The sequence below is a fragment of the Ancylobacter tetraedralis genome, from assembly GCF_014195655.1.
Lineage (GTDB): Bacteria > Pseudomonadota > Alphaproteobacteria > Rhizobiales > Xanthobacteraceae > Ancylobacter > Ancylobacter tetraedralis.
Map to the genome: position 1 here is coordinate 249,027 of NZ_JACICD010000007.1, position 23,045 is coordinate 272,071.

General features: G+C 66.4%; 21 protein-coding genes and 1 pseudogene. 8 read left to right on the forward strand and 14 right to left on the reverse strand.

Annotated elements, in window-relative coordinates:
- Positions 1-8 precede the first annotated feature (8 nt).
- Both FHS55_RS18110 and FHS55_RS18115 read right to left on the reverse strand, forming a co-directional pair.
- Positions 9-1,031, reverse strand: coding sequence for a helix-turn-helix transcriptional regulator (locus tag FHS55_RS18110; RefSeq protein WP_183191181.1), 1,023 nt, complete (start codon positions 1,029-1,031; stop codon positions 9-11).
- Positions 1,032-1,366: 335 nt separating this feature from the next.
- Positions 1,367-1,999 carry a tyrosine-type recombinase/integrase gene (locus FHS55_RS18115; RefSeq protein ID WP_183191182.1) on the reverse strand — a complete coding sequence of 211 codons (633 nt, stop codon included), beginning with the start codon at positions 1,997-1,999 and terminating at the stop codon, positions 1,367-1,369.
- 207 nt (positions 2,000-2,206) lie between these two features.
- Between FHS55_RS18115 and FHS55_RS23565 the strand changes: the two are divergent.
- Positions 2,207-2,404, forward strand: a pseudogene (locus FHS55_RS23565) (LysR family transcriptional regulator); the annotation flags it as partial.
- Positions 2,405-2,510: 106 nt separating this feature from the next.
- On the opposite strand, the gene FHS55_RS18120 reads toward FHS55_RS23565, so the two are convergent.
- From FHS55_RS18120 to FHS55_RS18170, 11 genes are all read right to left on the reverse strand, one after another.
- On the reverse strand, positions 2,511-4,115 hold the full coding sequence (locus tag FHS55_RS18120) for a gamma-glutamyltransferase (RefSeq protein WP_183191183.1): 1,605 nt from the start codon (positions 4,113-4,115) through the stop codon (positions 2,511-2,513).
- Entirely contained in the window at positions 4,112-4,993 is an 882-nt protein-coding gene (locus tag FHS55_RS18125; protein WP_183191184.1) for an amidohydrolase family protein, read from the reverse strand. The genes FHS55_RS18120 and FHS55_RS18125 overlap by 4 nt, the downstream gene beginning before the upstream one ends.
- Positions 4,990-5,985 (reverse strand): NAD(P)-dependent oxidoreductase, encoded by a 996-nt coding sequence (locus FHS55_RS18130; RefSeq protein WP_210287048.1) that lies wholly within the window; start codon positions 5,983-5,985, stop codon positions 4,990-4,992. Before FHS55_RS18130 ends, FHS55_RS18125 begins: the two co-directional genes overlap by 4 nt.
- On the reverse strand, positions 5,985-7,142 hold the full coding sequence (locus FHS55_RS18135; RefSeq protein ID WP_183191186.1) for an aromatic ring-hydroxylating oxygenase subunit alpha: 1,158 nt from the start codon (positions 7,140-7,142) through the stop codon (positions 5,985-5,987). Before FHS55_RS18135 ends, FHS55_RS18130 begins: the two co-directional genes overlap by 1 nt.
- 13 nt (positions 7,143-7,155) lie before the next feature.
- Positions 7,156-8,103 (reverse strand): arginase family protein, encoded by a 948-nt coding sequence (locus FHS55_RS18140; protein ID WP_246340246.1) that lies wholly within the window; start codon positions 8,101-8,103, stop codon positions 7,156-7,158.
- Positions 8,100-8,759 carry an ABC transporter ATP-binding protein gene (locus tag FHS55_RS18145; protein WP_343056263.1) on the reverse strand — a complete coding sequence of 220 codons (660 nt, stop codon included), beginning with the start codon at positions 8,757-8,759 and terminating at the stop codon, positions 8,100-8,102. Before FHS55_RS18145 ends, FHS55_RS18140 begins: the two co-directional genes overlap by 4 nt.
- A 122-nt stretch (positions 8,760-8,881) precedes the next feature.
- Positions 8,882-9,664, reverse strand: a complete 783-nt coding sequence (locus FHS55_RS18150; protein WP_183191188.1) for an ABC transporter ATP-binding protein — start codon at positions 9,662-9,664, stop codon at positions 8,882-8,884.
- Complete coding sequence (locus FHS55_RS18155) at positions 9,661-11,688, reverse strand: ABC transporter permease (RefSeq protein WP_246340248.1); 2,028 nt, start codon at positions 11,686-11,688, stop codon at positions 9,661-9,663. Before FHS55_RS18155 ends, FHS55_RS18150 begins: the two co-directional genes overlap by 4 nt.
- Before the next feature lie 67 nt (positions 11,689-11,755).
- Positions 11,756-12,877 (reverse strand): ABC transporter substrate-binding protein, encoded by a 1,122-nt coding sequence (locus FHS55_RS18160; RefSeq protein ID WP_183191189.1) that lies wholly within the window; start codon positions 12,875-12,877, stop codon positions 11,756-11,758.
- Between the two features lie 78 nt (positions 12,878-12,955).
- The gene (locus FHS55_RS18165) at positions 12,956-13,450 is read right to left on the reverse strand and encodes a RidA family protein (RefSeq protein ID WP_183191190.1); all 495 of its coding nucleotides are present in this window, start codon (positions 13,448-13,450) and stop codon (positions 12,956-12,958) included.
- Positions 13,451-13,657: 207 nt separating this feature from the next.
- The gene (locus tag FHS55_RS18170; protein WP_183191191.1) at positions 13,658-14,554 is read right to left on the reverse strand and encodes a LysR family transcriptional regulator; all 897 of its coding nucleotides are present in this window, start codon (positions 14,552-14,554) and stop codon (positions 13,658-13,660) included.
- A gap of 376 nt (positions 14,555-14,930) precedes the next feature.
- Here FHS55_RS18170 and FHS55_RS18175 point away from each other — a divergent pair, with 376 nt between their 5' ends.
- From FHS55_RS18175 to FHS55_RS18205, 7 genes are all read left to right on the forward strand, one after another.
- Positions 14,931-15,869: a LysR family transcriptional regulator gene (locus FHS55_RS18175; protein ID WP_183191192.1), complete on the forward strand. Its 939-nt coding sequence runs from the start codon at positions 14,931-14,933 to the stop codon at positions 15,867-15,869.
- 204 nt (positions 15,870-16,073) lie between these two features.
- Positions 16,074-17,057, forward strand: coding sequence for a TRAP transporter substrate-binding protein (locus FHS55_RS18180; RefSeq protein ID WP_183191193.1), 984 nt, complete (start codon positions 16,074-16,076; stop codon positions 17,055-17,057).
- A complete protein-coding gene (locus FHS55_RS18185) occupies positions 17,054-17,563 on the forward strand; it encodes a TRAP transporter small permease (RefSeq protein WP_343056258.1) in 510 nt (169 codons plus the stop codon). Before FHS55_RS18180 ends, FHS55_RS18185 begins: the two co-directional genes overlap by 4 nt.
- A 6-nt stretch (positions 17,564-17,569) precedes the next feature.
- Positions 17,570-18,856, forward strand: a complete 1,287-nt coding sequence (locus tag FHS55_RS18190; RefSeq protein ID WP_183191194.1) for a TRAP transporter large permease — start codon at positions 17,570-17,572, stop codon at positions 18,854-18,856.
- Between the two features lie 33 nt (positions 18,857-18,889).
- Positions 18,890-20,149 (forward strand): aspartate aminotransferase family protein, encoded by a 1,260-nt coding sequence (locus tag FHS55_RS18195; protein WP_183191195.1) that lies wholly within the window; start codon positions 18,890-18,892, stop codon positions 20,147-20,149.
- The gene (locus tag FHS55_RS18200) at positions 20,146-20,946 is read left to right on the forward strand and encodes a glucose 1-dehydrogenase (RefSeq protein WP_183191196.1); all 801 of its coding nucleotides are present in this window, start codon (positions 20,146-20,148) and stop codon (positions 20,944-20,946) included. The genes FHS55_RS18195 and FHS55_RS18200 overlap by 4 nt, the downstream gene beginning before the upstream one ends.
- 28 nt (positions 20,947-20,974) lie before the next feature.
- A complete protein-coding gene (locus FHS55_RS18205) occupies positions 20,975-22,156 on the forward strand; it encodes an MFS transporter (RefSeq protein ID WP_183191197.1) in 1,182 nt (393 codons plus the stop codon).
- 235 nt (positions 22,157-22,391) lie between these two features.
- Here FHS55_RS18205 and FHS55_RS18210 read toward each other — a convergent pair.
- A partial coding sequence (locus tag FHS55_RS18210; RefSeq protein ID WP_183191198.1) for a terminase small subunit occupies positions 22,392-23,045 on the reverse strand: 654 nt, incomplete at its 5' end.

Below are 23,045 nucleotides of genomic sequence, written 5' to 3' on the forward strand. Positions count from 1 at the left end.
AGCGCTACTCAATTGCCATTTCGCGCCAGCATCGCCTCGCGCCATCTCGCGGGCGAGGCGCCCTCCCAGCGACGAAAGGCGCGGACGAAATGGGCCGGGTCGCGATAGCCGAGCATCCGGCCAATCGACATGACCGGGAGCGTCCGGTCGGCGAGGTAGCGCCGGGCCTGCCGATGCCGCCACGCGTCCACCTGCGCCTCGAACGTCGTCCCGAGCCGCGCCAACTGGCGCTGGAGGCTGCGCGGCGACAGGCCAAGGCACCGCGCCGTGTCGAGAAGCGACAAGTGTCCCGCCATCGCCGCGGCGGCGATGATGAGGTCGAGCGTCTCGATCAGCGCGCGGTCGTCGCAGGGATCCCACACGAGAGGTGGTGTTTCGCCCTCTTCCGGCGGCGGCGGCAGGGTGCCGAACAAGGCGTTGGGACGGTCGAGCCAGGCCGCGTCGAAGCTCACCGTAATCCCGACGCCATTGCCGAACGAGACGCTGGCAGCGAGCTTGTCCTCATAATCGCGGACCGGCATGCGCGCCCGGTGCGGCAGCTCAACGTGAAGGTCGCCACCCGCCTCCCCCGCGACCGCCCGCAGCGCGGCAACCACGAAGCCGGCGACGCCCTCATTGAGCACCCCGGCGTGGCCGGCATCGCTGTCCGCGAAGGAGTGCTGCCAGCACGCCCGTCCGTCGGTCTCGCGGACGGCGATATGGACCCCACCCTGCAAGGAGGGCATGTGGCGCGTATGGGCGTGAAGGCATTCGCGCAGCGTCCGCCCTCCGAGCAGGGCTTGCCCGCTGGGGCCAAGGCGCAGCGGGTCCGCGCCGGCCGCGAGGTCAAGCCCGATACCGGGTGCGCCTGCCCGCCGCGAGAAATCTTCCAGCAGGGTGGCGATCTGCGCCCGCGCGACGTAGCGGCCCGGCTCGAGCTCCCCGCCGATGCCCGCCCGGCCGAGCAGCGGCACCAGCGCCACGCCCTGACGATCGGCGACGTCCGGCAACATATGCAGCAGCGAGAGATTGACGGGATGTCGATCCCACATCGGCGATGACGTCCCGCACCGCAAAGACAATGATGGCAAATTCTAACGCCATATGGGCCGCGAGGCTACGTGCTTTGTTTCACTACCAGACCAAGCTTCGCGAGCTGATCGGCTACGGCGCTAGCGTTGTCGCCTCGACCATCAGAGCCCTTGAGAAGGTGCGGCGGGAATATGCTCTTTCGGCCAAGGACAGCCGGGATATGGTCAATTCCATCCGTGCCGAAGGCTTCACGTCACCTCAAGACGGAAGGTCCGATTTGCGGCCACGAGACAAGGTCCGTTTTGGCGGCGCGTTGCTGAACGCGGCCTCGCCATGTTCAGCGAGGCCGCGCGGGTCAGATTTCCGTTGTCTCGGCAAGCGTAAGCGCATCATCGATATCGACACCAAGGTATCGAACGGTGTTTTCGATTTTGGTGTGTCCAAGCAAAATCTGAATAGCTCGGAGATTGCCTGTTGCCTTGTAGATGAGGGCGGCCTTCGTATGGCGGAGCGAATGCGTTCCGTATTCCTCGGGACGCAGTCCAATCGCCGTAACCCATTCATCGACCAATCGCGCGTACTGTCGAGTACTGAGGTGCCCTTCATGGTCGACCCGGCTCGGGAACGCGTAGTCGTCAATACTGCCACCGCGGCGTTCGAGCCACGCGAGCAGACTTGCCCTCGTGTCTGCGGTGATCTCGAATTGGACGGGCCGGCCGGTTTTCTGCTGGACCACCATTGATCGGGCCCGTATTGCCGAGCCGGAAACAAGCGATCCGATCTTCATCTTGACGAGGTCGCAACCGCGAAGCTTGCTGTCGATCGAGAGGTCAAACAATGCCCGGTCCCGCATCCGCTCTTCGCGATCGAGGAAAAACCGGATCAACCAGATTTGCTTCACTTTGAGCGCTCGTTTGGCGCCGACCTGCTTGCCTGCATTCCAGGCTGGCCGACCTTTTGCGGCTGGGTCGTACTTTGAGATACCCACGTCATTTCTCCCTTTGGCCACCATGGCCAATGGAGAAATAGGAAGGGGCCGGGAGCGGACTGGCAGGTTTGACGTCGGAGATTGTCAAAGCGGACACTCGGACCGACACAAGAACGCCTCGCCGTGAACCGCCAATGCTTTGAGCTCAGACACCGGGGCTTATCCTCCGTTGGATGCGACGAATAGGGGCTTGTCGGTCCGAATCGATTCACGAATGCGAAGCCACTGCTACGGTCGAACAATCGGAACGTGCAGGGGCGGATGAGCCTCTAGGGTATCGGCATCGCCGTCCTGCCCCAAGTGGTCGGAAGTCAGATCGTGGGACTTCGCAAGCTCGACCTGCCGGTGGAGCCACCCTCACGGGATATCTGGATGGGCTACCACCGGGACATCCGCCGCCTTTAGCGGCTGCGGGCCTTCATAACCGTCGTAACCGACCACACTGCCAAGCTGTCGCTCCAATAGTGACCTGCGCATTCGTGTCCTGGCATACCGCAGACTTGGCTGCGCCTCAGAACCCGAGCGCGCAGCCATCCTTGCGGGGGTCGGAGCCGGCCATCAGGAAGCCGGTGGCGGGATCGCGGACGATGATCTGTCCGCCGCCAATGCCTTCCACCGCGAGCTTCACCGTGTGGCCGCGCGCGGCGAGGTCGGCGCGGACCTCTTCCGGCACGGTGGGCTCCACCTCGAGCGTGCCGTCAAAGCCGAAGGAGCGCGGCGCGTCGATGGCACTTTGCAGATCGAGCCCCCGGTCGAACAGGCCGGACAGCAGCGCCGCCTGCCCGGCGGACTGGTAGTGACCGCCCATCACCCCGAACACGCCGACCGCCTCGCCATTCCGCCGCAGCAGGCCGGGGATGATGGTGTGGAGCGGGCGCTTGCCCGGCGCGATGGCGTTGGGGTGCCCCTCGATCAGCCGGAACGAGGCGCCGCGCGAATGCAGCAGCACGCCGGTCTGCGGGTCGATCCGCGTCGAGCCATAGGCGTGGAAGATCGAGTTGATGAAGGACACCATATTGCCGTCGTGGTCGACCGCGCAGACATAGACCGTGTCCTTGTGCTCGGGCTCGTCCCACAGCGCCGGCGGGCGGGCGCGGGCGATGTCGATCTGCGCGGCGAGGCGCTTGGCGGTGTCCTTCGACAGCAGCTCCGCCACCGGCACGGTCATGGCGGCGGGGTCGGCCAGCAGCGCGTCGCGGTTGTGATAGGCGATCTTGGTCGCCTCGGCATGGAGATGGATGCGGTCGGCCAGCGAAACCTCGGGGCCGAGATCGAACTCGGCGAGGATGTTCATCAAGAGCAGCGCGAACAGCCCCTGCCCGTTCGGCGGGCACTCCTCGACCGTGTAGCCGCGGAACTCGGTGGAGATCGGCGTTGTGTAGAACGCCGCGTCCTTCATCGCCGCGAAATCGTCGAGCGTGTGCAGCCCGCCGAGACTCTGGAGATAGGCCACCAGCGATTCCGCCACCTTGCCCTCATAGAAGGCGCTCGCGCCATGTGCGGCGATCTCGCGCAGGCGCTGGCCGAGCAGCGGCTGCGCGTGCCGGTCGCCCGCCGCATAGGGCGCGCCATCCTTGAGGAAAGCGGCGCTGGCATTGGGATCCTGCGCCAGCAGCGCGGCTTCATCCGCCCAGTCGAAGGCGACGCGCTGGGTCACCGGGTAGCCGGTCTCGGCATAGGCGATGGCGCGGGCGAAGAGCTGGTCGAGCGGCAGCCGGCCATAATCGGCGTGCAGCTTCATCCAGGCCGAGATGGCGCCGGGCACGGTGACGGCATGGGCGCTGGTGCGGGGAATCTCGGTGGTGAGCCCAGCCGCCTTCAGCGCGGCGACACTCGCCGCCATCGGCGCGCGCCCGCTGCCATTCATCGCGACGGTCGGCTTGCCGGCGGGGGCGTAGAGCACGAAGCAGTCGCCGCCAATGCCGGTCATCGCCGGCTCGACCACGCATTGCGCCGCCACGGCCGCCAGCGCCGCATCCATGGCGGTGCCGCCCGCCTGCAGAATCTCCAGCCCCGCTGCGGTCGCGAGCGGGTGCGAGGTGGCAATCGCGGCATCGCGCGCGAACAAGGTCGGGCGCGCGGGGCCGAAAAATTCCGGGCGGCGGGTCGAGATCACGGGAGATGTCCGGTTAAGGAGACGGGGGGAAAGCCGTAAAGATCGGCGGGATTATCCACCATGATGCGCGTGGCGATCGCTTCGCTGCTGCACCAGTCGCCGAACTGGTCGATCAGTTTCGCATCGTCCGGCGGGTTACCCGGCTTGGACGGGTGCGGCCAGTTGGTCGCGAAGAGACAACGCTCCGGCGCTTGGGCGATGAGGGCACGGGCAAGCACGGCAACATCAGCATAATCCGGTGCGCCGAAGCGGGAGGTCTCATACACACCCGAGGTCTTCACATAGGTACGCCCAGCATCCAGGAGCCGGCGCAGCGCGAGAAAGCCCGGATGATCAAGCCCCACCGGCTCTAGGAACTTGCCGTTGTGATCAATCACAAGCCGACCCGGCAGGCGAGAGAGGCGGTCCACCTCATCGGCGAGCAGGCGGCCATCCATCTGCATCTGCACATGCCACCCAAAGGCGGCAGTCTTCGCCGCCAGCGTGTCGAGATCGTCCCAGCCCAGCGCCCCGCCGCCGATCATGAAGAAGCGGATGCCGCGAATGCCGAGACCGGTGAGCCGCTCCAGCTCCGCATCGTCGACATCGGGGGGCACGACCGCGACGCCGCGCGCGTCATCCCCCAGCATGGCCATGGCATCGAGCGTCGCCCGGTTGTCGAAGCCATAGACCGAGGGCTGCACGACGACCGCGCGGGTCAGGCCGAGTGCGGCGCGAACCTTGAGATAGGTCGCAATATCGCCCCCGGCGACGGGCGGGAAGGGCGAGCTCGGCGCCGGCGGGTAGAGCGCCGCCGGACCATAGATGTGCATGTGGCAATCGCAGGCGCCCGGGGGCGGCCGGAAGGCGGGCGGGCGGGACGGCAGCAGCGCGCTCATCGGTCGAGCCAGCCCGGCACGCGGTGCGGGTTCTTGGCATGGATCGGCAGGCGCCGCTCCAGCACCGCCTTCACCTGCTCCACCGTCTCCATGGCCTGGAAATCCGAGGGCTCGATCATCAGCGCCGCCGAATGCGGGGTGGCGACGACATTCGGCAGGCGCGCCAGCCGCAGCGAGGGCTGCTGGTCTCGCCCGTCGCCGACATCGAGGCCCGCTCCGGCGATGGTGCCATCGAGCAGCGCCGCCTCCAGCGCCGCCTCGTCCACCGATATGCCGCGGGAGATGTTGATAAAAAAGGCGTCGCGGCGCATCTGCGCGAAGGCATCCGCGTTCATCATCCGCTCCGTCTCCGGCGTCGCATAGGCGGCGCAGACGACGAAATCCGGCTGTGACAGCACTGAGGCGAGATCAGTGTGGATGACCGCGCCATTGTCGATCCGCGCATAGGGATCGTAGACGCTGACCTTCATCTTGAAGGCGAGCGCCAGTTCCACGATGCGCCGGCCGATCGAGCCATAACCGATGACGCCGACATGGGCGCCGGCCATCTGCCGGCCGAACACCATCGGGTGGGTGTCGTCTCCGCCATGGTAGCGCTCGGCGTCGCGGGTGATGTTGCGCGCGAGATCGAGCATGAGCGCCAGCGCGTGCTCGGCCACCGCGTCGGCATAGCCGGAGGAGCAGTTGCAGACGAGGATGCCGGCATCGGAGGCCGCGTCCACGTCGATGTTGCGCATGTCGACGGCGCAGCGGGTGAACAGCTTGACGCTGTCGAGCCGCTCCAGCACAGCGCGCGAGCCGGCGGCGAGGCGGTCGGAAATGACGACCTGGCAACCCTGCGCCGCCGCCACCAGCGCGTCGCCGGTCAGCGCCTCGTCGCTATGGTTCATTACCAGCTCGATGGGCAGCGCCTTCAGCGCCGCAACGCCGCGCTCGCCGTAGAAATGCGTGAGCAGGTCGCGGTTATGGGTGAGCAGAACGCGCATCATCATCACCACCCATCCGCCATCATGTCGTCGACCAGTGCCGGGGGCAGGCGCGCCATCACCCAGTGGTTCATGGCGAGCACCATGTCGTCGCGCCAGGAGAGCGGGCCGGGACGCGCGAGGCAGGATGACAGGCCGACCTGCTGCCTTTCGAGGATGCCCACATCCTCCAGGGCGACCGCCTCCCAGCGATTGTAATAGGGCCCGGCGCGCTCGGCGAAATCGGGTAACTCCGTGTAGGCCTTGGGGAAACAGCCGCCGACCGAGAGAACCGTGCGGTCCACCGCGATGGGCCGCACGGCGAGCCACCACATGCAGTCCTGCGCGTAGACGAACTGCACGGTGGGTTCGATCACCGTGAAGAAGGTGCCCTGCTGCGCCTGCTCCGTCAGGCCCTCGATCGCCGGGAAAGGCGGTTCCTGGCCGAGAACGGCAATGGACCGCCGGGCCTGCACCTGGATCACGTGCCAATTGCCACGTGTCGGAAAACTCACGGATCTCTGGGCGCCGACGGTCGCCGCGTGGACGATGCCGGTATGGTAGGTCTCCATGGCGTTTTCCAGCAGGAGCTTCCAGTTACAGCGCGTCTCGATCTCCATGTGCCAGGTCTTGACCATGTCGCCGAGCCGGTGGCTGCCGACCAGTTCCGGCATGTTGCCGAGATGCTCCATCAGGCCGGGGGCGCCGTCGTCATAGTTCAGGAAGATCGAGCCTTCCCACAGCTCCATGCGGATGGGGATGAGCCCGTGCGGCGGCTTCTCGAATTTCGGCACCTCGCGCATGCCGGGCGCGCCAGCGAGCGAGCCGTCGAGCCGGTAGTTCCAGGCGTGGTAGGGGCAGATGATGTTGGGTGTGTTGCCGCAGCCTTCCAGCAGGATGGAGGCCCGGTGCCGGCAGAAATTGGCGAAGGCGCGCAGCACGCCATCCTCGCCGCGCACCAGCATCACTGGGCCGCCGACGCTCTGCAAGGTCTTGTAATCACCGGGATTCGGCACTTCCTCGACGCGCCCGGCGAAGAACCAGTGCTTGAGATGGATGTGCGTCACCTCCGCCTTGAATACGGCCGGATCGGTGTAGAAGCGGGTCGGCGCGCTCTTGGCGTCGCCAAGCGGCGGCTCGGACCAGACATAGGGCTCGGGAACGAGAGTCGTGTCCATGCTCATGACGAGCCTCCCTTCAGCGATGCCCGGCATTGAGGCGGTGTTCCGCCTGGCCGAGCTGAATGAGATGTAGCGCGATCACCGCGACATGGCCGGCCAGCATCGCCGCCATGCCCTGCACGTCATGCGGCGGGCTGAGCGTGTTGATGTCCACGCCGACGAGGTCGAGCCCCTTAAGTCCATGCAATAGATCGAAAACTTCGGCGACGGGCGGCCCGCCCCAAGTGGGCGTGGCGACGCCAGGGGCGGCGGAGGGGTCGAAATAATCCATGTCGAAGGACAGATGGACCGGCCGGTTGCCGACGACGTTGCGCACCTCGGCGGCAATGGCCTCGGCGCCGCGCCGGCGCACCTCGTCGCCGGGGACCAGGCGGTAGCCGAGCGCGCGCGTGTAGTCATAGGCGCCGCCGACCAGCATGGTGCCGCGCGCGCCGATGTGGAAGGAGCGGGTGGTGTCGATCAGCCCTTCCGTGGCGGCGCGGGTGAAGGTGGTGCCGGTGTTGACGTCCTCGCCCGGATAGGCGTCGGTGTGGGCGTCGATATGGATCAGCACCAGCTCGGGATAACGCTTTGCCAAGGCTCGCAAAACCGGCAGCGTCACGGTGCCGTCGCCGCCTACGCAGAGCGGCACCGCGTCAGCCTGCACGACATCCCTGACCGCGGCTTCCATCGCCGCGAGCGAGGGGCCGAGATCGGAGGCGACGACATCCACATCGCCGAGATCGACGACGCGGTTGCCGGAGCGCGGATCGGTATCGGCCAGCGGCGGGTAGAAGGGGCGCACCTCGCTCGACATGGCGCGGAATGAGGCCGGGCCCTGGCGCGAGCCGATGCGGGTGGCGTGGGTGCCGCAATCGAAGGGAAGGCCCATGACGGCGATCTGCCCGGCGCTGGCGGCGCCGGCTTGCGGCACGCCGAGGAAGGTTCCAAGCCGCATTCGCGGCGCGCCTGCGTAATCCGTCATGCCTCGGCTCCCAGATAGAAAGATTTCACGCGCTCGGGGTCAATCGTGCTGCCGCTGCCCTGATGGACGATACGTCCCAGACGCATGATGTAGACGTGATCGGAGAGGCGGATTGCCTCCACGGCATTCTGTTCGACCAGAAGAACGGTGGTGCCTTGCTTGCGGATTTCCAGCACCGTGTCGAGAATGAGGTCGATCATCTGCGGTGCGAGGCCCATGGTCGGCTCGTCCATGACCAGCAGCGCCGGGCGCGACATCAGCCCCCGCGCAATGGCCAGCATCTGCTGCTCGCCGCCCGAGAGTGTGCCAGCGGCCTGACTTAACCTCTTGCCCAATATGGGGAAAAGCGTCGTCATCCGCTCGACGTCTCCGGCGATTTCCACCGCATCTCCGCGCGCATAGGCGCCGAGCACGAGGTTCTCGCGCACGCTCATGCCGGCGAAGACGCGCCGGCGCTCGGGCACATGGGCGATGCCGCGCGACACCCGCAGTTCCGGCGCGAGGCGGGTTATGTCCTCGCCGGCAAAGGAGATTTTGCCCTCGGTGAGCGGCAGCAGACCGGACAGCGCCATCAGCGTCGTGGTCTTGCCCGCGCCATTGGAGCCGACCAGCGAGACGATGCGGCCGGGCTCGACCGTGAGATCGACGCCGTCCACGGCGCGGATGCGGCCATAGGAGACGGCCAGATTTTCAACCTTGAGTAGTGGCGTGGTGGCCTGATCGACGTGACCAGTCAGTGCAGTGGGGTGAACAGTCAGTCCAGTGTGGCTCATGGCGCTCACCTCGCCCGCCCGAGATAGGCCGCCTGCACGGCGGGGTCGGCCAGCACCGCCTCGGGCAGCCCATCGGCGAGGCGCTTCCCATACTCCAGCACGGTCAGATGGTCGCACAGGCTGCGCACGATCTGCATGTCATGCTCGATCAGCAGGACGGCGATGCCCTGCGCCCGCACCTGCCGGACGAGATCGGCGATCTCGCTCTTTTCCACCGCGTTCATCCCGGCGAGCGGCTCGTCGAGCAGCAGCATTTTCGGCGCGGACATCAGCGCGCGGGCGATCTCGACCCGGCGCTGGTGGCCATAGGACAGCGTCGTCGCCACCCGGTCGGCGAAGGAGCTGCCGAGCCCGACGAAATCGAGCAGCTCATGGGCGCGTGCGACCATGGCGCGCTCGGCCCCGCGGCTCCGGCGGGTGCCGAACAGCAGCGCGGGAGCGGAGGCGGAGAAATGCAGGTGCCCGCCGACTAGCACGCTCTCCAGCACGGTCATGACGCCGAACAGGCGGATGTTCTGGAAGGTGCGGGCGAGCCCCCGCCGCGCCACGCCATGCACGCCCAGTCCGCCGATCTCCTCGCCGTCGAAGACGAGCTCGCCGGCGGTCGGGCGAATGAAGCCGGTCAGCACGTTGAGCACCGTCGTCTTGCCGGCGCCGTTCGGCCCGATCAGCCCGTGGATGGCGCCGCGCGCCACCGCCATGTCGAAGCCGCCGACCGCCTCCAGCCCGCCGAAGCGGACGACGATGCGGCGGGCCTCCAGCAGCGGGGCGGGGGTGGGCGCTCTCATGCCGCCCCCTTCGCCCGGCTGCCGGGCATGATGAGCGAGACGCGGGCGCTGGCGGCCAGCCCCTGCGGGCGGAACACCATCAGCACGATCAGCACCACGCCGAGCAGGGCGAAGCGCGTCTCGGGATAGGCCTGCACGAAGGGCAGGTCGAGCGCGAGCTGGAGGAAGACGATCCAGATCAGCGCGCCGATGAACGGCCCGAGGAAGGTGCCGAGCCCGCCGAGCACCACCAGCATCAGCAGCAGGATGTTCTCGAACAGGCTGAAATTCAGCGGGCTGATGTACTGCTGATAATGGGCGTAGAACACGCCGACGAAGCCGCCGACGAAGCCGCTCGCGGCATAGGCATAGAGCTTGTAGCGCGCGGTCGGCACACCCATCGCCTCCGCCGCCTCCTCATCCTCGCGGATGGCGACCCAGGCGCGCCCGACATAGGAGCGCACGATCCGTGCAATGGCGAACACCACCAGCGCCGCCAGCACCAGCGCGAAGAAGAACTGCGCGCGCGGCGAGCCGAGCGGGATGCCGAACAGGTCCGGCGCCGGGATGTCGCGAATGCCCATCGGCCCGTTGGTGAGGCCGATCCAGTTGATCGCCACCACGCGGATGATCTCGCCGAAGCCGAGCGTCATGATGGCGAGGTAGTCGCCGCGCAGCCTGAGCGTCGGCGTGCCCAGCAGCACCGCGAAGCCGGCGGCTAACAGGCCGGCGAGCGGCAGGTTGAGATAGAGCAGCCACCAGATGTCGTCCGGCGCGACGCCGAAGCTGTCCTTCAGCACCAGCACGAAAAGGATGGAGGTGAGATAGGAGCCCACCGCCCAGAAGGCGACGAAGCCGAGATCGAGCAGGCCGGCAAAACCGACGATGACGTTGAGCCCGCTCGCCAGCATTCCGTAGATGACGACCATGGTGAGGATGCGCAGCCAGTAGTCGGACGGCATCAGCGCGCCCAGCACGGCGGCGATGGCGAGGAAGGCGAGCGCGGCGCCCGGTCCGGCGGCGGCGAGGCGCGCCAGCCCCCCGTCGAGCCGGCCGAACAGGGTATGCAGCCAGCCGCCGGCGAATTCCGAGGCGCCGCCCAAGAGGCTGCCGCGCCCGGCGGAGTTCAGCTCCGGCTTACCGAGCAGGCCCTGCGGGCGCAGATAGAGCAGGCCGACCAGCAGCACGAAGCTGATCGCGTCCTTCCAGGCGGTGCCGTTGGGCAGATATCCCGAGCCCAGCGCCTCGACGAGGCCGAGAATGAGTCCGCCCAGCGCCGCACCGGGAATGGAGCCGATGCCCCCGAGCACGGCGGCGGTGAGCGCCTTCAGGCCGGGCAGGAAGCCCATGCTGGAATGGGCGAAACCATAGGTCTGCGCGTAGAGCAACCCGGCCAGCGCGGCAAAGCCCGAGCCGATGGCGAAGGCGGCGGCGACCACGCGGTTGACGGGAATGCCCACCAGCAGCGCCGCCGTCTGGTCCTCCGCGCTCGCCCGCATCGCCCGGCCGAGCGAGGAGCGGGCGATGAACAGCGACAGCCCGGCCATGGCGATGACCGCGCTCGCCATCACCACGAGGTCCATCACCGAGAGATAGATGGAATCGAACAGCACCACCGGCGGCAGCGTGGCGAGATAGAATTCGGGAAAGCGCAGCTCCTCCGCGCCCCACAGGGTCTGCGCGAGGCTCTGCAGCACCACCGAGACGGCGATGGAGGTGATGAGCGGGGCAAGGCGCGGGGCGTTGCGCAGCGGGCGGTAGGCGATGCGGTCGACGAGGACGCCGATCAGCGCGGTGAGGACGATGGCCCCGAGCGCGGCGACCGGCAGCGGGAAGCCCGGCATGGGCACGATGACGCCGGCAAGGCGGACCTCCGGCAGCATGAGCGACGTGGTGAGGAAGGCGCCCAGCATGAACAGCTCGCCAAAGGCGAAGTTCACCAGCCGCACCACGCCATAGACCAGCGTGAAGGCCACGGCGGTGAGGGCGTAGACCGCCCCCAGCACCAGGCCGTTCGCCAGCAACTGTCCGAGATAATCCATCATGCCTCACGCGCGAGAGCCGGGCCCGGCCGCCGCCGGGCCGGGCCTTTCAGATCCTCACGGCTGCGGCTCACGGCTGCTTGGGCGCGAGGCCGAACTTGCCGTCCTTCACCGCCAGGAAGTACAGCGCGCCGGCGCGGTCGCCCGAAGGATCGAAGGTGGTCGGGCCGGTGACGCCCGGCACGCCCTTGAGCTTGCCGAAGGCGGCGTTGAGGCTGTCGCGGGTGACGGGGCCGTCCTTCGCCGCGAGATCGACCGCCGCGCCGAGCGCGAGGCCGGCATCATAGCCGAGCGCGGCCCAGGCGCTCGGATCTTCCTTGTACGCGGCCTTGTAGGCGCCGAGGAAGGTTTCGGTCGCGGGGGTGGCGACCGCCGGGTCGAACATGCCGTAGACGATCATGCCTTCCACCGCGCCGCGGCCGAGCTTCATCAGCTCCACATTGAGCGCGCCGTCGGTCGAGAGCAACTGCGCCTGAATGCCGAGCGCGCGGGCCTGTTCGGCGATCTTGGCCGCCTCGGTGTAGAAACCGCCGATGAAGATGGCGTCGGGCTTGGCCGCGCGCACCTTGGTCAGCAGCGTGCGGAAATCCTTGGTGCCGAGCAGATAGGATTCGGTGCCGAGGATCTTGGCGCCGTCCTTGGCCGCCGCATCGGAGAACGCCTTGGCGACGCCGATGCCGTAATCATCCTGCTGGTTCAGCACATAGATCGACTTCAGCCCCAGCGTCTTGGCGGCATAGGCGCCCATCATCGAGCCCTGCACCGCGTCGGTGAGCACGTTGCGGCGGAAATAGGGGCTGACATTGGAGAGCGCCGGGCTGGTGACGGCCGAGGCGAGCACCGGCAGCTTGCACTGGGTGTAGACCGGCATGGCGGCCAGCGCGATGGAGGAGAAGGAATAGCCCATCACCACATCGACCGTGGCATCGGAGCAGAAGCGCTGGGCGATCAGCACGCCCTCGCGCGCCTCGCCGCGATCATCCACCGCGTCGATCTTGTAGGTAGTGCCGCCCTTCTTGTTCAGCTCCGCCACGGCAAGGTTGAGGCCCTTGCGCATGTTGAGTCCGAAAGCGGCGAAGTCGCCGGAGAGCGCGGCGGTGAAGCCGATGGTGATCTCGTCCGCCCGCGACAGCGTGGGGGAGGCGAGAAGGCCGATGCCGAGCACGGCGGCGGCAAGGCGGTTGATGGTCATGCGAGGTTCCTCTGGAAGGAGATCGCGCGTTTGCCGCGCTCAGGCTTTGCAAGGCACGAACGTGACCGGAGGGGCGGTTCAGTGAAGCTCCACCGTCACCCAGGTCTCGAAGCAATAATCATCCGCCAGCGACATGACGCCGATGGAGGCGCGCCCGCCGACCCCGATCTCCGCGCCGAACACCTGCTCGAACAGGTCCGACAGGCCGCTGGCGACGAGGTGGGGCTGGGTGAAGGCGGGATCGCAGGCGATGAAGTTGAGGGAGCGCACGAGGCCCTTCACCCGGTCGAGATCGCCCACCGCGTCCTTGATGCAGCCGAGGCAGTTGAGGGCGGTCAGCCGCGCCGCCTCATAGCCCTGCTCGATGGTGACGTCGCGCCCGAGCCGGCCAGGATAGAGCACCCGGCCATCGGCACCGACGCCCGCCGTCTGGCCGGACAGGAACAGCAGCTTGTCGCTGAGGTAGTGCGGCTTCATCTTGCCGTAGAGCTTGCCGTAATAGGCATCGCCGCCGCCGGCGCCGGGCAGCACGAGCCCGAGTTCGGCCACCCGCCGCTCCACCGATGATGCCATGTGACGCTCCCCAGGCTCACTGTCTCCGGGGGTGATTTCCCGCCGGTTTTGCCTCAGCGTCAAACCGGAAATCGGTGTGAGTCCATAAAGCAAAGTTATAGGGTGGGGCGCGCCACGCTCGCGCGCTGGGCTTTCCGCGGGTTTGCCGACGCGCGCCGTTGCCCGGATTGCGGGCGGCGGCGGATGGTGCCCGAACTTTGGGCCCCGTCAGCGCGGGCTGACGAGATCGGGCGCCAGCGTAGCGCGGAACCGCTCCATGAAGGTCACCGCGATCCGCGAGGGCGGGCGCGTGCGCGGCCGGAACATGCCGAAGCGATAGGGCACGACTGGGCGGAACGGCACGGCGACGAGGCCCATCGCCGCGAAGAAGCGCGCCGTGGCGGGATCGACCAGCGTCACCGCGCCGAGTTGCTGCACCAGCACGCAGGCCGTGCCGAAGAACTCGACCTCCGCCACCACATTCCAGTGCGCGTGCGCCTCGAAGAACGCCTCGGCGGCGGCAATGTGGGTGATGTGCTCGGGGAACAGCGTGACGAATGGCAACGAATCGAGCTGCTCGGGCCCCACCACAGCTTCGCCCGCCAGCGGATGGTCGGCGCGCATGACGCACATGCAGGCGACCTCGAACAGCTCCAGCGAGGCGACATGGATGTCGATCGGCAGTTCCGCGAAGCCGACATCGAAGGCGCCGATGGTGCCGAGATCGCGCACCGCATAGGAGGAGCGGGTGATGAAGCGCGCAGTGGCGCCGGCATTCTCTTTCAGCACATCGGCGATGATGGGGGGCAGCAAATAGGTGGCGAGCCCCGGCGGGCTGGCGATGAGCAGCGTCGCGGAGGATAAGCCCTTGAGATTGCGCGAGACGGCGAGCGTGCGCTCCATCGCGTCGAGCGTGCGGGTGATGGCGGTGAAGAAGGTTTCCGCCTCGGGCGTCGCCTCCAGCCGGCCATGGGCGCGGTGGAACAGCTTGAGCCCGATCTCGTCTTCGAGCCGCGCGATGAGGTTGCTGACGGCTGGCTGCGACTTGCCCAGCAGCACGGCGGCCGCGCTCATCGACCCGTTCTCATAGACGGCGCGAAAGGCTTCGAGGTGGCGGGTGTCCATCGGGCAACGCACTCGGTGGGGAACACGGCAGGCACCGTCGGCCACGCCGCTACATACCACTATGAGCGATCCAAACCGCCGTGAAAACATCGCTTGCCGCGATCAGTAATCGAATTGCACGTACGGACATGACGCCGGCCCAATGTCGTTTGCGGGTTTGAAGCCATTGATACAGCGTGTTTGGTTACCTGCCCGGACCGAGGGCGCCATATCAGGAGGATTCAATGCTGATCGTTCCTCCGCGCTTTCGCCGCACATCCGCATGTGACTGCACATTATTTGGGCAACTATGCCACCTGCCAGTATACTATTCAGTCTTAGAAGGTGGCACGCGCCGCGTTAATTTTCCGGATCGGAAATGAGCCGGGGAGAGGACATGCGCCATCTCGACAGCGATGCGCTGGCAGCCTTGGTGGCCGTCGCGGATTTTGGAAGCTTTACCGCGGCGGCGGAACACCTCGGCAAGACCCAGGCAGCCGTCAGTATGTCGGTCGCGCGGCTGGAGGAGCGGCTCGGCAAGAAGCTGTTCGAGCGCGGTCATCGGCGCATTACGCCCACCATGACCGGAGACTGCCTGATCGCCTATGCCCGCAAAATCCAGTCGATCGAGGCCGAGGCGCTGGAGGCGGTGGCCGACCGCGTGACGGAAAGCCGGGTCCGGCTCGGCATGCCCGACGATTTCCTCAGTTCCTTCGGCGAGGCACTGCTTCATCGCTTCAGCCCGCAGAACCGGTCGCTCTACATCGATCTGACCTGCGACTTCTCCCGCAAGCTGCGCGGCATGATGGACAGCGGCGAACTCGACGTCGCGGTGGTGACGCAGAATTCCGACGACCCGCCAAAATCGGTATTTCGCTACGAGAAACAGGTGTGGTGCACCGGGCCCACCGGCGCGCCCGAACGCGAGGATGTGCTGCGCCTCGCCCTGTTCTCCGATTGGTGCTCGGCGCGCCCGCGCGTCTTCGCCTCGCTCGATCGCGCCGGGCGCGCCTGGCGGCTGGCGCATTCCTCCTCGCATCTCGTCGGCATCCACATGGCGGTCGCCTCCGGCAACATGCTCACCGTATTGCCGGAATCCGCGGTTCCGCATGGCTGGCGCCGCCTTGGCGCGCAAGAGGGACTGCCGGACCTGCCGGACCTGCCGCTGGTCCTGCTGGTCAGCCGCAGCGAACGTCTCGCGGCACGACGGGTCGCGGCCTTCCTGCAGCGCGAGTTCGCCCGCCCGCGCGACGCGGCGAGCGGTGGCGACGACTGGATACCGCAGGCGGATGAGGCGCTGCCGCCGCGCGCCGCGCGCAATAAGGCGGTGTTATGAAGCCATAAGAACTTGTTGCCCGGCTGCAATGTGGCGGTGATTGACGTCGCACGGCGGCGTGGAACACAGTGACGTCAATTCGTCACAGAGCCCGCCGCGCGAGATCAAGTATCTGGTCTTGGCGCGCGCTCCTGTAGAGCGACGTTAGGGAAGAAACTCCAAGATATAGCCTCGTATTGGCGAGATGTAAATCTGGAGACGACTATGCGTATTGACCGCAGGACTTTTATCGCGGGCGTTGCTGCCGCTTCCACTTTCGCGATTACGGGGCGCGCTCTGGCCGCGACTACGCTGAAGGTGGCGCATTCCTCGCCCGAAGACAGCCTCATCCAGCAGGGCCTGCTGAAGTTCAAGGCCGACGTCGAGAAGGCGACCGGCGGCAGCGTCAAGATCTCGATCTTCGCCAACGGCCTTCTCGGTGACGAAGGCCCGGTGAACGAGGCGGTCGGCGACGGCTCCATCGACATGGGACTGGGCGGTGTGGTCGATGCGATCGACCCGCGCCTCAATGTCGTGTCGCTGCCCTTCCTGTTCGACAGTTTCACCAAAGTGCATACCGTGCTCGATGGTCCGATCGGCACCCAGCTCAAGGCGATGGCGCCGGCGAAGGGCTACGAGATCATCGGCGTGCTGGATTCGGGCTTCCGCAGCTTCACCAACAGCAAGCATCCGATCCAGAAGCCGGCGGACATGGCGGGCCTCAAGATGCGCACCCCGCCGATTCCGGTCGCCATCGAGACCATCAAGGTGCTCGGCGCGCTGCCGCAGGCCATTCCCTATGGCGAGGTCTATACCTCGCTGCAGAGCGGCGTGGTGGACGGCGCGGAGCCGGAACTGCGCGATTTCTACGACGCCAAATGGTATGAAGGGCAGAAATATCTGTCGCTGTCCAACTACATGTGGATGGCAAACTGGTGGTACGCCAACAAGGCCAAGCTCGACAGCCTGACCCCCGAGGAGCGCAAGGCCGTGCTCGACGCGGCCGCCGCGACGCAGGCCTGGTATCGCACCGCCATCATGGATTCCTATGCGGGCGTGATTGCCAAGCTGAAGGAAAAGGGCCTGGAGGTGAACGCGGTCGACACCGCGCCGTTCGCGGCGAAGGTCGGCCCGGTCTATGAGACCTTTTCCAAAGAGTACGGCGCCGATCTTGTGAAGGCGGTGCGCGACGCGGCAGCCAAGTCGTGAACCGAGGCGGCGTGAGCGAGGGCGGGGCACGCGAGGGCGCTGCGGCGCCCGGCACCCCGGCGGCGCGGCTCGGCCGCGCCGCGCATCTCGCCCTGCAATGGGCCGGCATGGCGGCGCTCATCGTGCTGCTCGTGGCCACGGGTCTCGGCGTCGTTGGCCGCTATTTCCATCTCAGCGGCGTGACCTGGTCGTTCGAATTGCTGGCGATCATGTTCCTCTGGATCACCGCCATCGGGACCGTGATATCGGAAATCCTCGGCGAGAACGTTTCGATCGACGGCGTCTCGCGCGATCGCGGAACGTTCTTCCGCATCTACCATGCCCTGGTCTTGAGCGTGGTGTCGGGCGTCATGGTGTGGAGCGGCTACGCCATGCTCGCCCGCACCGGCTACATGCCGACGCCCGTCATGCGGCTGCCGTCCTGGACCATGCAGGCGATCATCGTCTTTATGGGCTGCTGCCTCGGCACGATCGCCGTTCTGCGACTGTTTCGCATCATCCGGTAACGCGTCATGACATTGCTTGTGCTTTTCGGCGTCTTTGCCCTGACGCTCTACACGGGCGTGCCCGTCGCCTGGTCGATCGCCGCCGCGACGCTGGCGGTCATCTTCGCCGGCCTCGTGCCGTTGCCGCCGGCCTGGTTCGCCCAGCAGGTATTCAACGGAGCCAATTCGATCGCGCTCGCTGCGATCCCGCTGTTCCTGGTCGCCGGCGGCATCATGAACGAGGGCGGCCTGACGCGGCGGATCATCAACGTGGCGGACGACCTGTTCGGCTGGATCCGCGGCGGGCTCGGCCTCGTCAATGTGGCGACCTGCATGGTCTATGGCGGCATCACCGGCTCGGCGACCGCCGATACCGGCGCCGTCGGTTCGATCATGATCCCGGCCATGGCCGAACGCGGCTATCCCAAGGATTTCGCCGCCGCCGTGACCGCGGCTGCCGGCACGCTCGGCATCATCATCCCGCCCAGCGTAGTGATGATCATGTATGGCGTCATTACCAACACCTCGATCGGCGGCCTGTTCGCCGCGGGGATCATTCCTGGCCTGATGCTGACCGCCACCTTCATGCTCACCGCCTATTATGTCGGCGTGCGTGAGAACTTCCCTAAATCGGCGACGCGGCCGACCCTTGGTGGCTTCTCGCGCCATGTCGTCAAGGCGAGCCCGGCGATGCTCATGCCGATCGTCGTGCTCGGCTCGATGCTGACCGGCTTCGCGACCACCACGGAGGCGGCATTCGTTGCGGTGGTCTGGGCGATCGTCGTCGGCATGATGATCTATCGCGAGATGAGCTGGCGCGCTCTGTGGAAGGTCGGTGACGAGACGGTGCGGATGACCGGCGCCATCATGATCATCATGGCCGTGTCGGTACCGTTCTCGTGGATCCTCACCGTCGAGGAAGTGCCGGCCTGGACCGCCGGCCTGCTGCAAGGGCTCGGCGCAGGTCCCACTGTTACCGTCCTGCTGATCATCCTGCTGCTGACTTTCGTCGGAACCTGGGCCGATCTCGGGCCGACCATCATCATACTGGCGCCGATCCTCCACCCGATCGGCCTGGAAGCCGGCCTCGCGCCCTACCAGCTCGGCCTCATCTTCGTCATCTCCGGCGGCATCGGCCTGTTCACCCCGCCGGTCGGGACCAACATCTTCGTGGTCTGCAATATCGCGAAGATCGGGGTGAACCCCGTTACGCGTCGCCTGCTGCCCTTCTTCATTAGCAGCAACATCTGCCTTCTGATCATCGCCTTCGTGCCGGCGACCACCGAGTGGTTGCCGAAACATCTTGGTTTCTGACCAAGCCGCATCTGCAGGACTGGAGTAACTGAAATGGCCGCATTGACGGTGCCATTCGGCGTGTCGAGCCGCGCCCGTGCCTTGCCCGAGCTCGACGGCAAGCGCTTTACGGTCGCCAGCAGCAAGGGAGCCCGGCTCATCGACACGGAAGGACGCAGCTACGTCGATTACGGCATGGCGATGGGTGCGACGCTGCTTGGCCACGCGCATCCCGCCGTGGTGGAAGCCTGCACTCGCGCTCTGGCCAATGGTCCGATGCCGGGCTTTCCGAACGACATCGAGGAGCCGGCCGGTACCGCTTTGGCCCGCATCGGCGGCGCGCGCCTGACGCGCGCGACTTTCGCGACCACCGGCACCGAGGCGGTCCATCTCGCCTGCCGCATCGCCCGCGGCGCTACCGGACGCCGTCTGATCGCCAAGCCGGTCGGCGGCTATGATGGCTGGTTCGATCCGCTGCGCTTCGGACTGGTGGAATCCCCCGAAGCCGAGCGGACCAATAACCGCCCGGTTAAGGAAGACACGACACTGTTCCGGGTTAATGAGATCGACGATGTCGACCAGCTGTTCGACGAGCTGGGTTCGGACCTTGCCGCGATCCTTGTCGAGCCGATGCTCGGCAACACCGGCTGCCTGGTGCCGGATCGCAGCTTCTTCGAGCATCTGACGAAGCGTGCGCAGGAGAATGGCACGCTGATCATCGCCGACGAGGTGATGGTGGGCCTGCGGCGTGGCGTGAAGCTGGTGTCTGAGGATCTCGGCCTGACGCCCGACCTCGCCACCTTCGGCAAGGCCATCGGCAGCGGCGTGCCGGTCGCTGCCGTGCTTGGCACACCGAAGGCGTTCGAGGTCGTCGATAACGGGCAGGTGTCTACCTACGGCACCTATCACGGCAACCCGCTGGTGGCATCCGCCGTGCTGGCGACCATGAAGGTACTGGAAGACGAGAGCGCCTATAGCCCATTGTTCGACTGGGGCGCGAAGCTGCGCGCCGAGATCACGGCGGCCTTCGCGAGCGAGGGTATTGCTGCCACAACCACGGGTTTTGACAGCGTGTTCTCGCTGTGGTTCACCAATCAGCGCCCGCGTACCTATGACGAAGCCCAAGCCAAGGTGAACCCCGAGGCGATGAAGCTGGTCAGCGATACGCTGCGCCGCAACGGCGTCATCGGCCTTCCCACCGTCTGGGGGCGCTTTTTTGTCTCGCTGTCGCATGGCGACGCGGAGATGGACATCACCATCCGCGCCTTCCGCGAAGCGGCGCACGAACTCGCGCGGTCGGGAATCAAGCTGTGACCGAGACCGAATCCCCCTTCCGGGCTCTGGTCACGGGCGCGAGCCGTGGCATCGGCGCGGCCATCGCGCTCAAGCTCGCCCGGCAGCACGGCGAACGACTGCGCATCGCCATCGCTGGTCGCGCGTCAAGTACGGCTCTCGATGACGTCGCCACGCAGGTTCGCGGGCTTGGTGCCGAGGTGCTGCCGCTGTTCGGCGATCTCGGCGACGAGGCAGCACCTGAAAATCTGGTGGCGGCCAGCGCGGAGGCCTTTGGTGGGCTCGATGGCGTCGTTGCCAATGCCGGCATTACCGCGCCGGCACCGTTGGAGCAACTCGATCCCGCGAACTGGGATCGGCTGTTCAACGTGAATGTACGCTCGGTCTGGCTGCTGGCCAAGGCGGCCTATCCCGCTCTCGTCGAAGCGCGCGGCGCCTTCGTCGCGGTCGCCTCCGCCTCGGGTATGGCGCCGCATCCCGGTATGGGAGCCTATTCGTCGAGCAAGGCGGCGCTGATCATGCTTTGCCGCCAGCTCGGGCAGGAGTGGGCGCCCAGGGGCGTCCGAGTGAACAGCGTGTCGCCGGGCATGATCCGGACGCCACTGACCGAATCCATCTACCAGAACCCGGAAGTTGCCGCCGAGCGTAACCATATCGTCCCCATCGGACGGGTCGGCATGGCGGAGGACGTTGCCAGCGCCGTTGCTTTCCTGCTCGGACCGGAAGCCGGCTTCATCGTCGGCCAGAGCCTGTGTGTGGACGGCGGCTATACCGAATCCGCGCTCGGCCGCATTCCGGGCCTGCCGCGTTCGGACTGAACCGGCATTCTCGCCAAGGACCGTTGCCGTGACATCGCAACCGATCGCGCAGGGAACTCCGGTTCTCCTGCGCATCCTGCCGATTTCCTTCGTCAATTTCTGCACCTATCTCGGTGTCGGCCTGCCGCTCGCGGTGCTGCCGGCCTATGTGGTGTATGAACTGAAGCTTGGCGTCGTGCTGGGCGGGTTTTCCGTCAGCAGCCAGTTCCTGTCCACCATGGTGACGCGTTCGCTCGCCGGGCGCATGTCGGATGCCATAGGCGCACGTCGAACCGTCATATATGGACTCGTGGCGGCTCTGCTCGCGGGGCTCATGCTCACCGCGGTGCCGATGGCGCGCGACATGCCGCTGTTCGCCTATGGGCTGATCGTCGCCAGCCGGCTGCTGCTCGGCTTCGGCGAAAGCTGTTCCGGCACCGGCACCATTACCTGGAACATCGGCCGCGTCGGGCCCCTCCATACGGCTCAGGTAATGTCCTGGGGCGGCGTGGCCGCCTACGGTGCGATCGCGGCTGGTGGTCCGATCGGTGGCTATGCGTTCGACCTCGACGGCTTATGGGCGGTAGGCTTGCTTTCCACCCTGGCGCCGGCGATCGGCCTTGCGGTGGCGCTCGCACATGCCGAAACACCTATCGTCCCCGGGGACCGGACGACGGCCGGCCGGACGCTGGTCTTGGTTCTACCTTTCGGGCTCGCACTGATGCTTGGTGCGATCGGCTTTGGCGGCGTAGCGAGCTTTGGCGGCCTGATGTTCGTCGCAGCAGGTTGGAGCGGTGCCTCGCTGCTGGTCGCCGTCTTCGGCCTGAGTTTTGCCGGCACGCGCGTTGTATTCGCGGGGCAGATCGAGCGTTTCGGCGGCTACGCCGTCGCGGTCGCGGCACTGGCGCTGGAGACAGTCGGTCTGACGATGATCTGGCTTGCCACCTCGCCTCTGCCCGCGCTGATAGGTGCCGCCTTTGCGGGATTGGGCTTCGGCCTGGTCTTTCCGGCACTCGGCGTCGAATTGATGAAGCGTGTCCCAGCATCAAGCCGCGGTGGAGCACTCGGCATCTATACCGTATTTCTCGATCTTGCTCTGGCGCTTGCAGGCCCCGCCGCCGGACTGATCATCGGCCATGTCGGCTACCCCGGCATCTTCGCCGCCGCAGCCTTGTGTTCGATTGCTGGCATTGGCCTCGTCGCGTTTTGTTACATGAACCGAAAGGCCTGAGGCCGCTATTCCAGCGCGAAGCCTTCATGGACGGCTGACTGGAGCGATCCGCCGAGAAAGACGCCACCGCTTCGCTGATGTCCGCTTTTGGGCCGCGGCCGTCGCCAGACCGACGACCGAGAGGGCGGCGCAAAGCGGACGTCGCTGAAAGGGCAGTCGAGGGGCAGGTATGGGGTCAGAAGAAGGTGATCGATATGTCCGTCAGAAGATCGGTGTGCCCCGTCCTCCAAGCATCTCAGTCATCATCAATGGGAATGGCAATGGGCTGCAGCGAACTGCCCTGTATTTCCCGCAGCAGGACGGTGAGCGGGTTCTCGGCATCCCCTTGTAGCTTGAGCTTGTCGTTGAACATGCCGAGGTGGCGAGCGACCATCTCCAGCGCCTTGGCCCGGTCGGCGAGGTGAAGCTCAATGCCGTCCTTGGTCTTCTTCAACCCGTCGTAGAGCGGTGTGGCGAGAGGTGAGTTGGTATCGAGAGCGACGAACATGCTCTCGCCGATACCATCGCATCGCGGACACTCCGGATGAGGCTCGGCAAGAGCGTTGTAGCCGCAGCCTCCTTCCTCGCTCGGTAGGAGGTCGTCGGGTTCCATCTTCGCTCTCGCTTGGGCAAGGGCTGTGCGGAACTCCCGGCGATCCCGCCATTGATAGGCGTGGTCTGCACCGTGACAATAGCGGCAGGCACCTCGGATGTGCTGGATGACATCGTTTGGATTTGCGGTCGCCGTCGCCCACCAGCGGTGGAGCACGGCATCGGCATCGATCTGCGTGCGTCGGGCGCGCTCCGCCATGGCGATGCGGATGGCAGCGGCGACATCGGGATTGCGCAGGATCCGAGATGCCATGAAACGGGCCGTATGCTCGGCATAACCGGCACGCCGGGCGGCTTC

Bases quoted from the DNA above. Each gene is read 5' to 3' on its own strand.
- FHS55_RS18165 (WP_183191190.1), bottom strand. From the start codon at position 13,450: ATGGCATCATCGGTGGAGCGGCGGGTGGCCGAACTCGGGCTCGTGCTG.
- FHS55_RS18130 (WP_210287048.1), bottom strand. From the start codon at position 5,985: ATGATGATGCGCGTTCTGCTCACCCATAACCGCGACCTGCTCACGCAT.
- FHS55_RS18155 (WP_246340248.1), bottom strand. From the start codon at position 11,688: ATGATGGATTATCTCGGACAGTTGCTGGCGAACGGCCTGGTGCTGGGG.
- FHS55_RS18160 (WP_183191189.1), bottom strand. From the start codon at position 12,877: ATGACCATCAACCGCCTTGCCGCCGCCGTGCTCGGCATCGGCCTTCTC.
- FHS55_RS18125 (WP_183191184.1), bottom strand. From the start codon at position 4,993: ATGAGCGCGCTGCTGCCGTCCCGCCCGCCCGCCTTCCGGCCGCCCCCG.
- FHS55_RS18135 (WP_183191186.1), bottom strand. From the start codon at position 7,142: ATGAGCATGGACACGACTCTCGTTCCCGAGCCCTATGTCTGGTCCGAG.
- FHS55_RS18150 (WP_183191188.1), bottom strand. From the start codon at position 9,664: ATGAGAGCGCCCACCCCCGCCCCGCTGCTGGAGGCCCGCCGCATCGTC.
- FHS55_RS18195 (WP_183191195.1), top strand. From the start codon at position 18,890: ATGGCCGCATTGACGGTGCCATTCGGCGTGTCGAGCCGCGCCCGTGCC.
- FHS55_RS18190 (WP_183191194.1), top strand. From the start codon at position 17,570: ATGACATTGCTTGTGCTTTTCGGCGTCTTTGCCCTGACGCTCTACACG.
- FHS55_RS18140 (WP_246340246.1), bottom strand. From the start codon at position 8,103: ATGACGGATTACGCAGGCGCGCCGCGAATGCGGCTTGGAACCTTCCTC.
- FHS55_RS18110 (WP_183191181.1), bottom strand. From the start codon at position 1,031: ATGTGGGATCGACATCCCGTCAATCTCTCGCTGCTGCATATGTTGCCG.
- FHS55_RS18175 (WP_183191192.1), top strand. From the start codon at position 14,931: ATGCGCCATCTCGACAGCGATGCGCTGGCAGCCTTGGTGGCCGTCGCG.
- FHS55_RS18180 (WP_183191193.1), top strand. From the start codon at position 16,074: ATGCGTATTGACCGCAGGACTTTTATCGCGGGCGTTGCTGCCGCTTCC.
- FHS55_RS18170 (WP_183191191.1), bottom strand. From the start codon at position 14,554: ATGGACACCCGCCACCTCGAAGCCTTTCGCGCCGTCTATGAGAACGGG.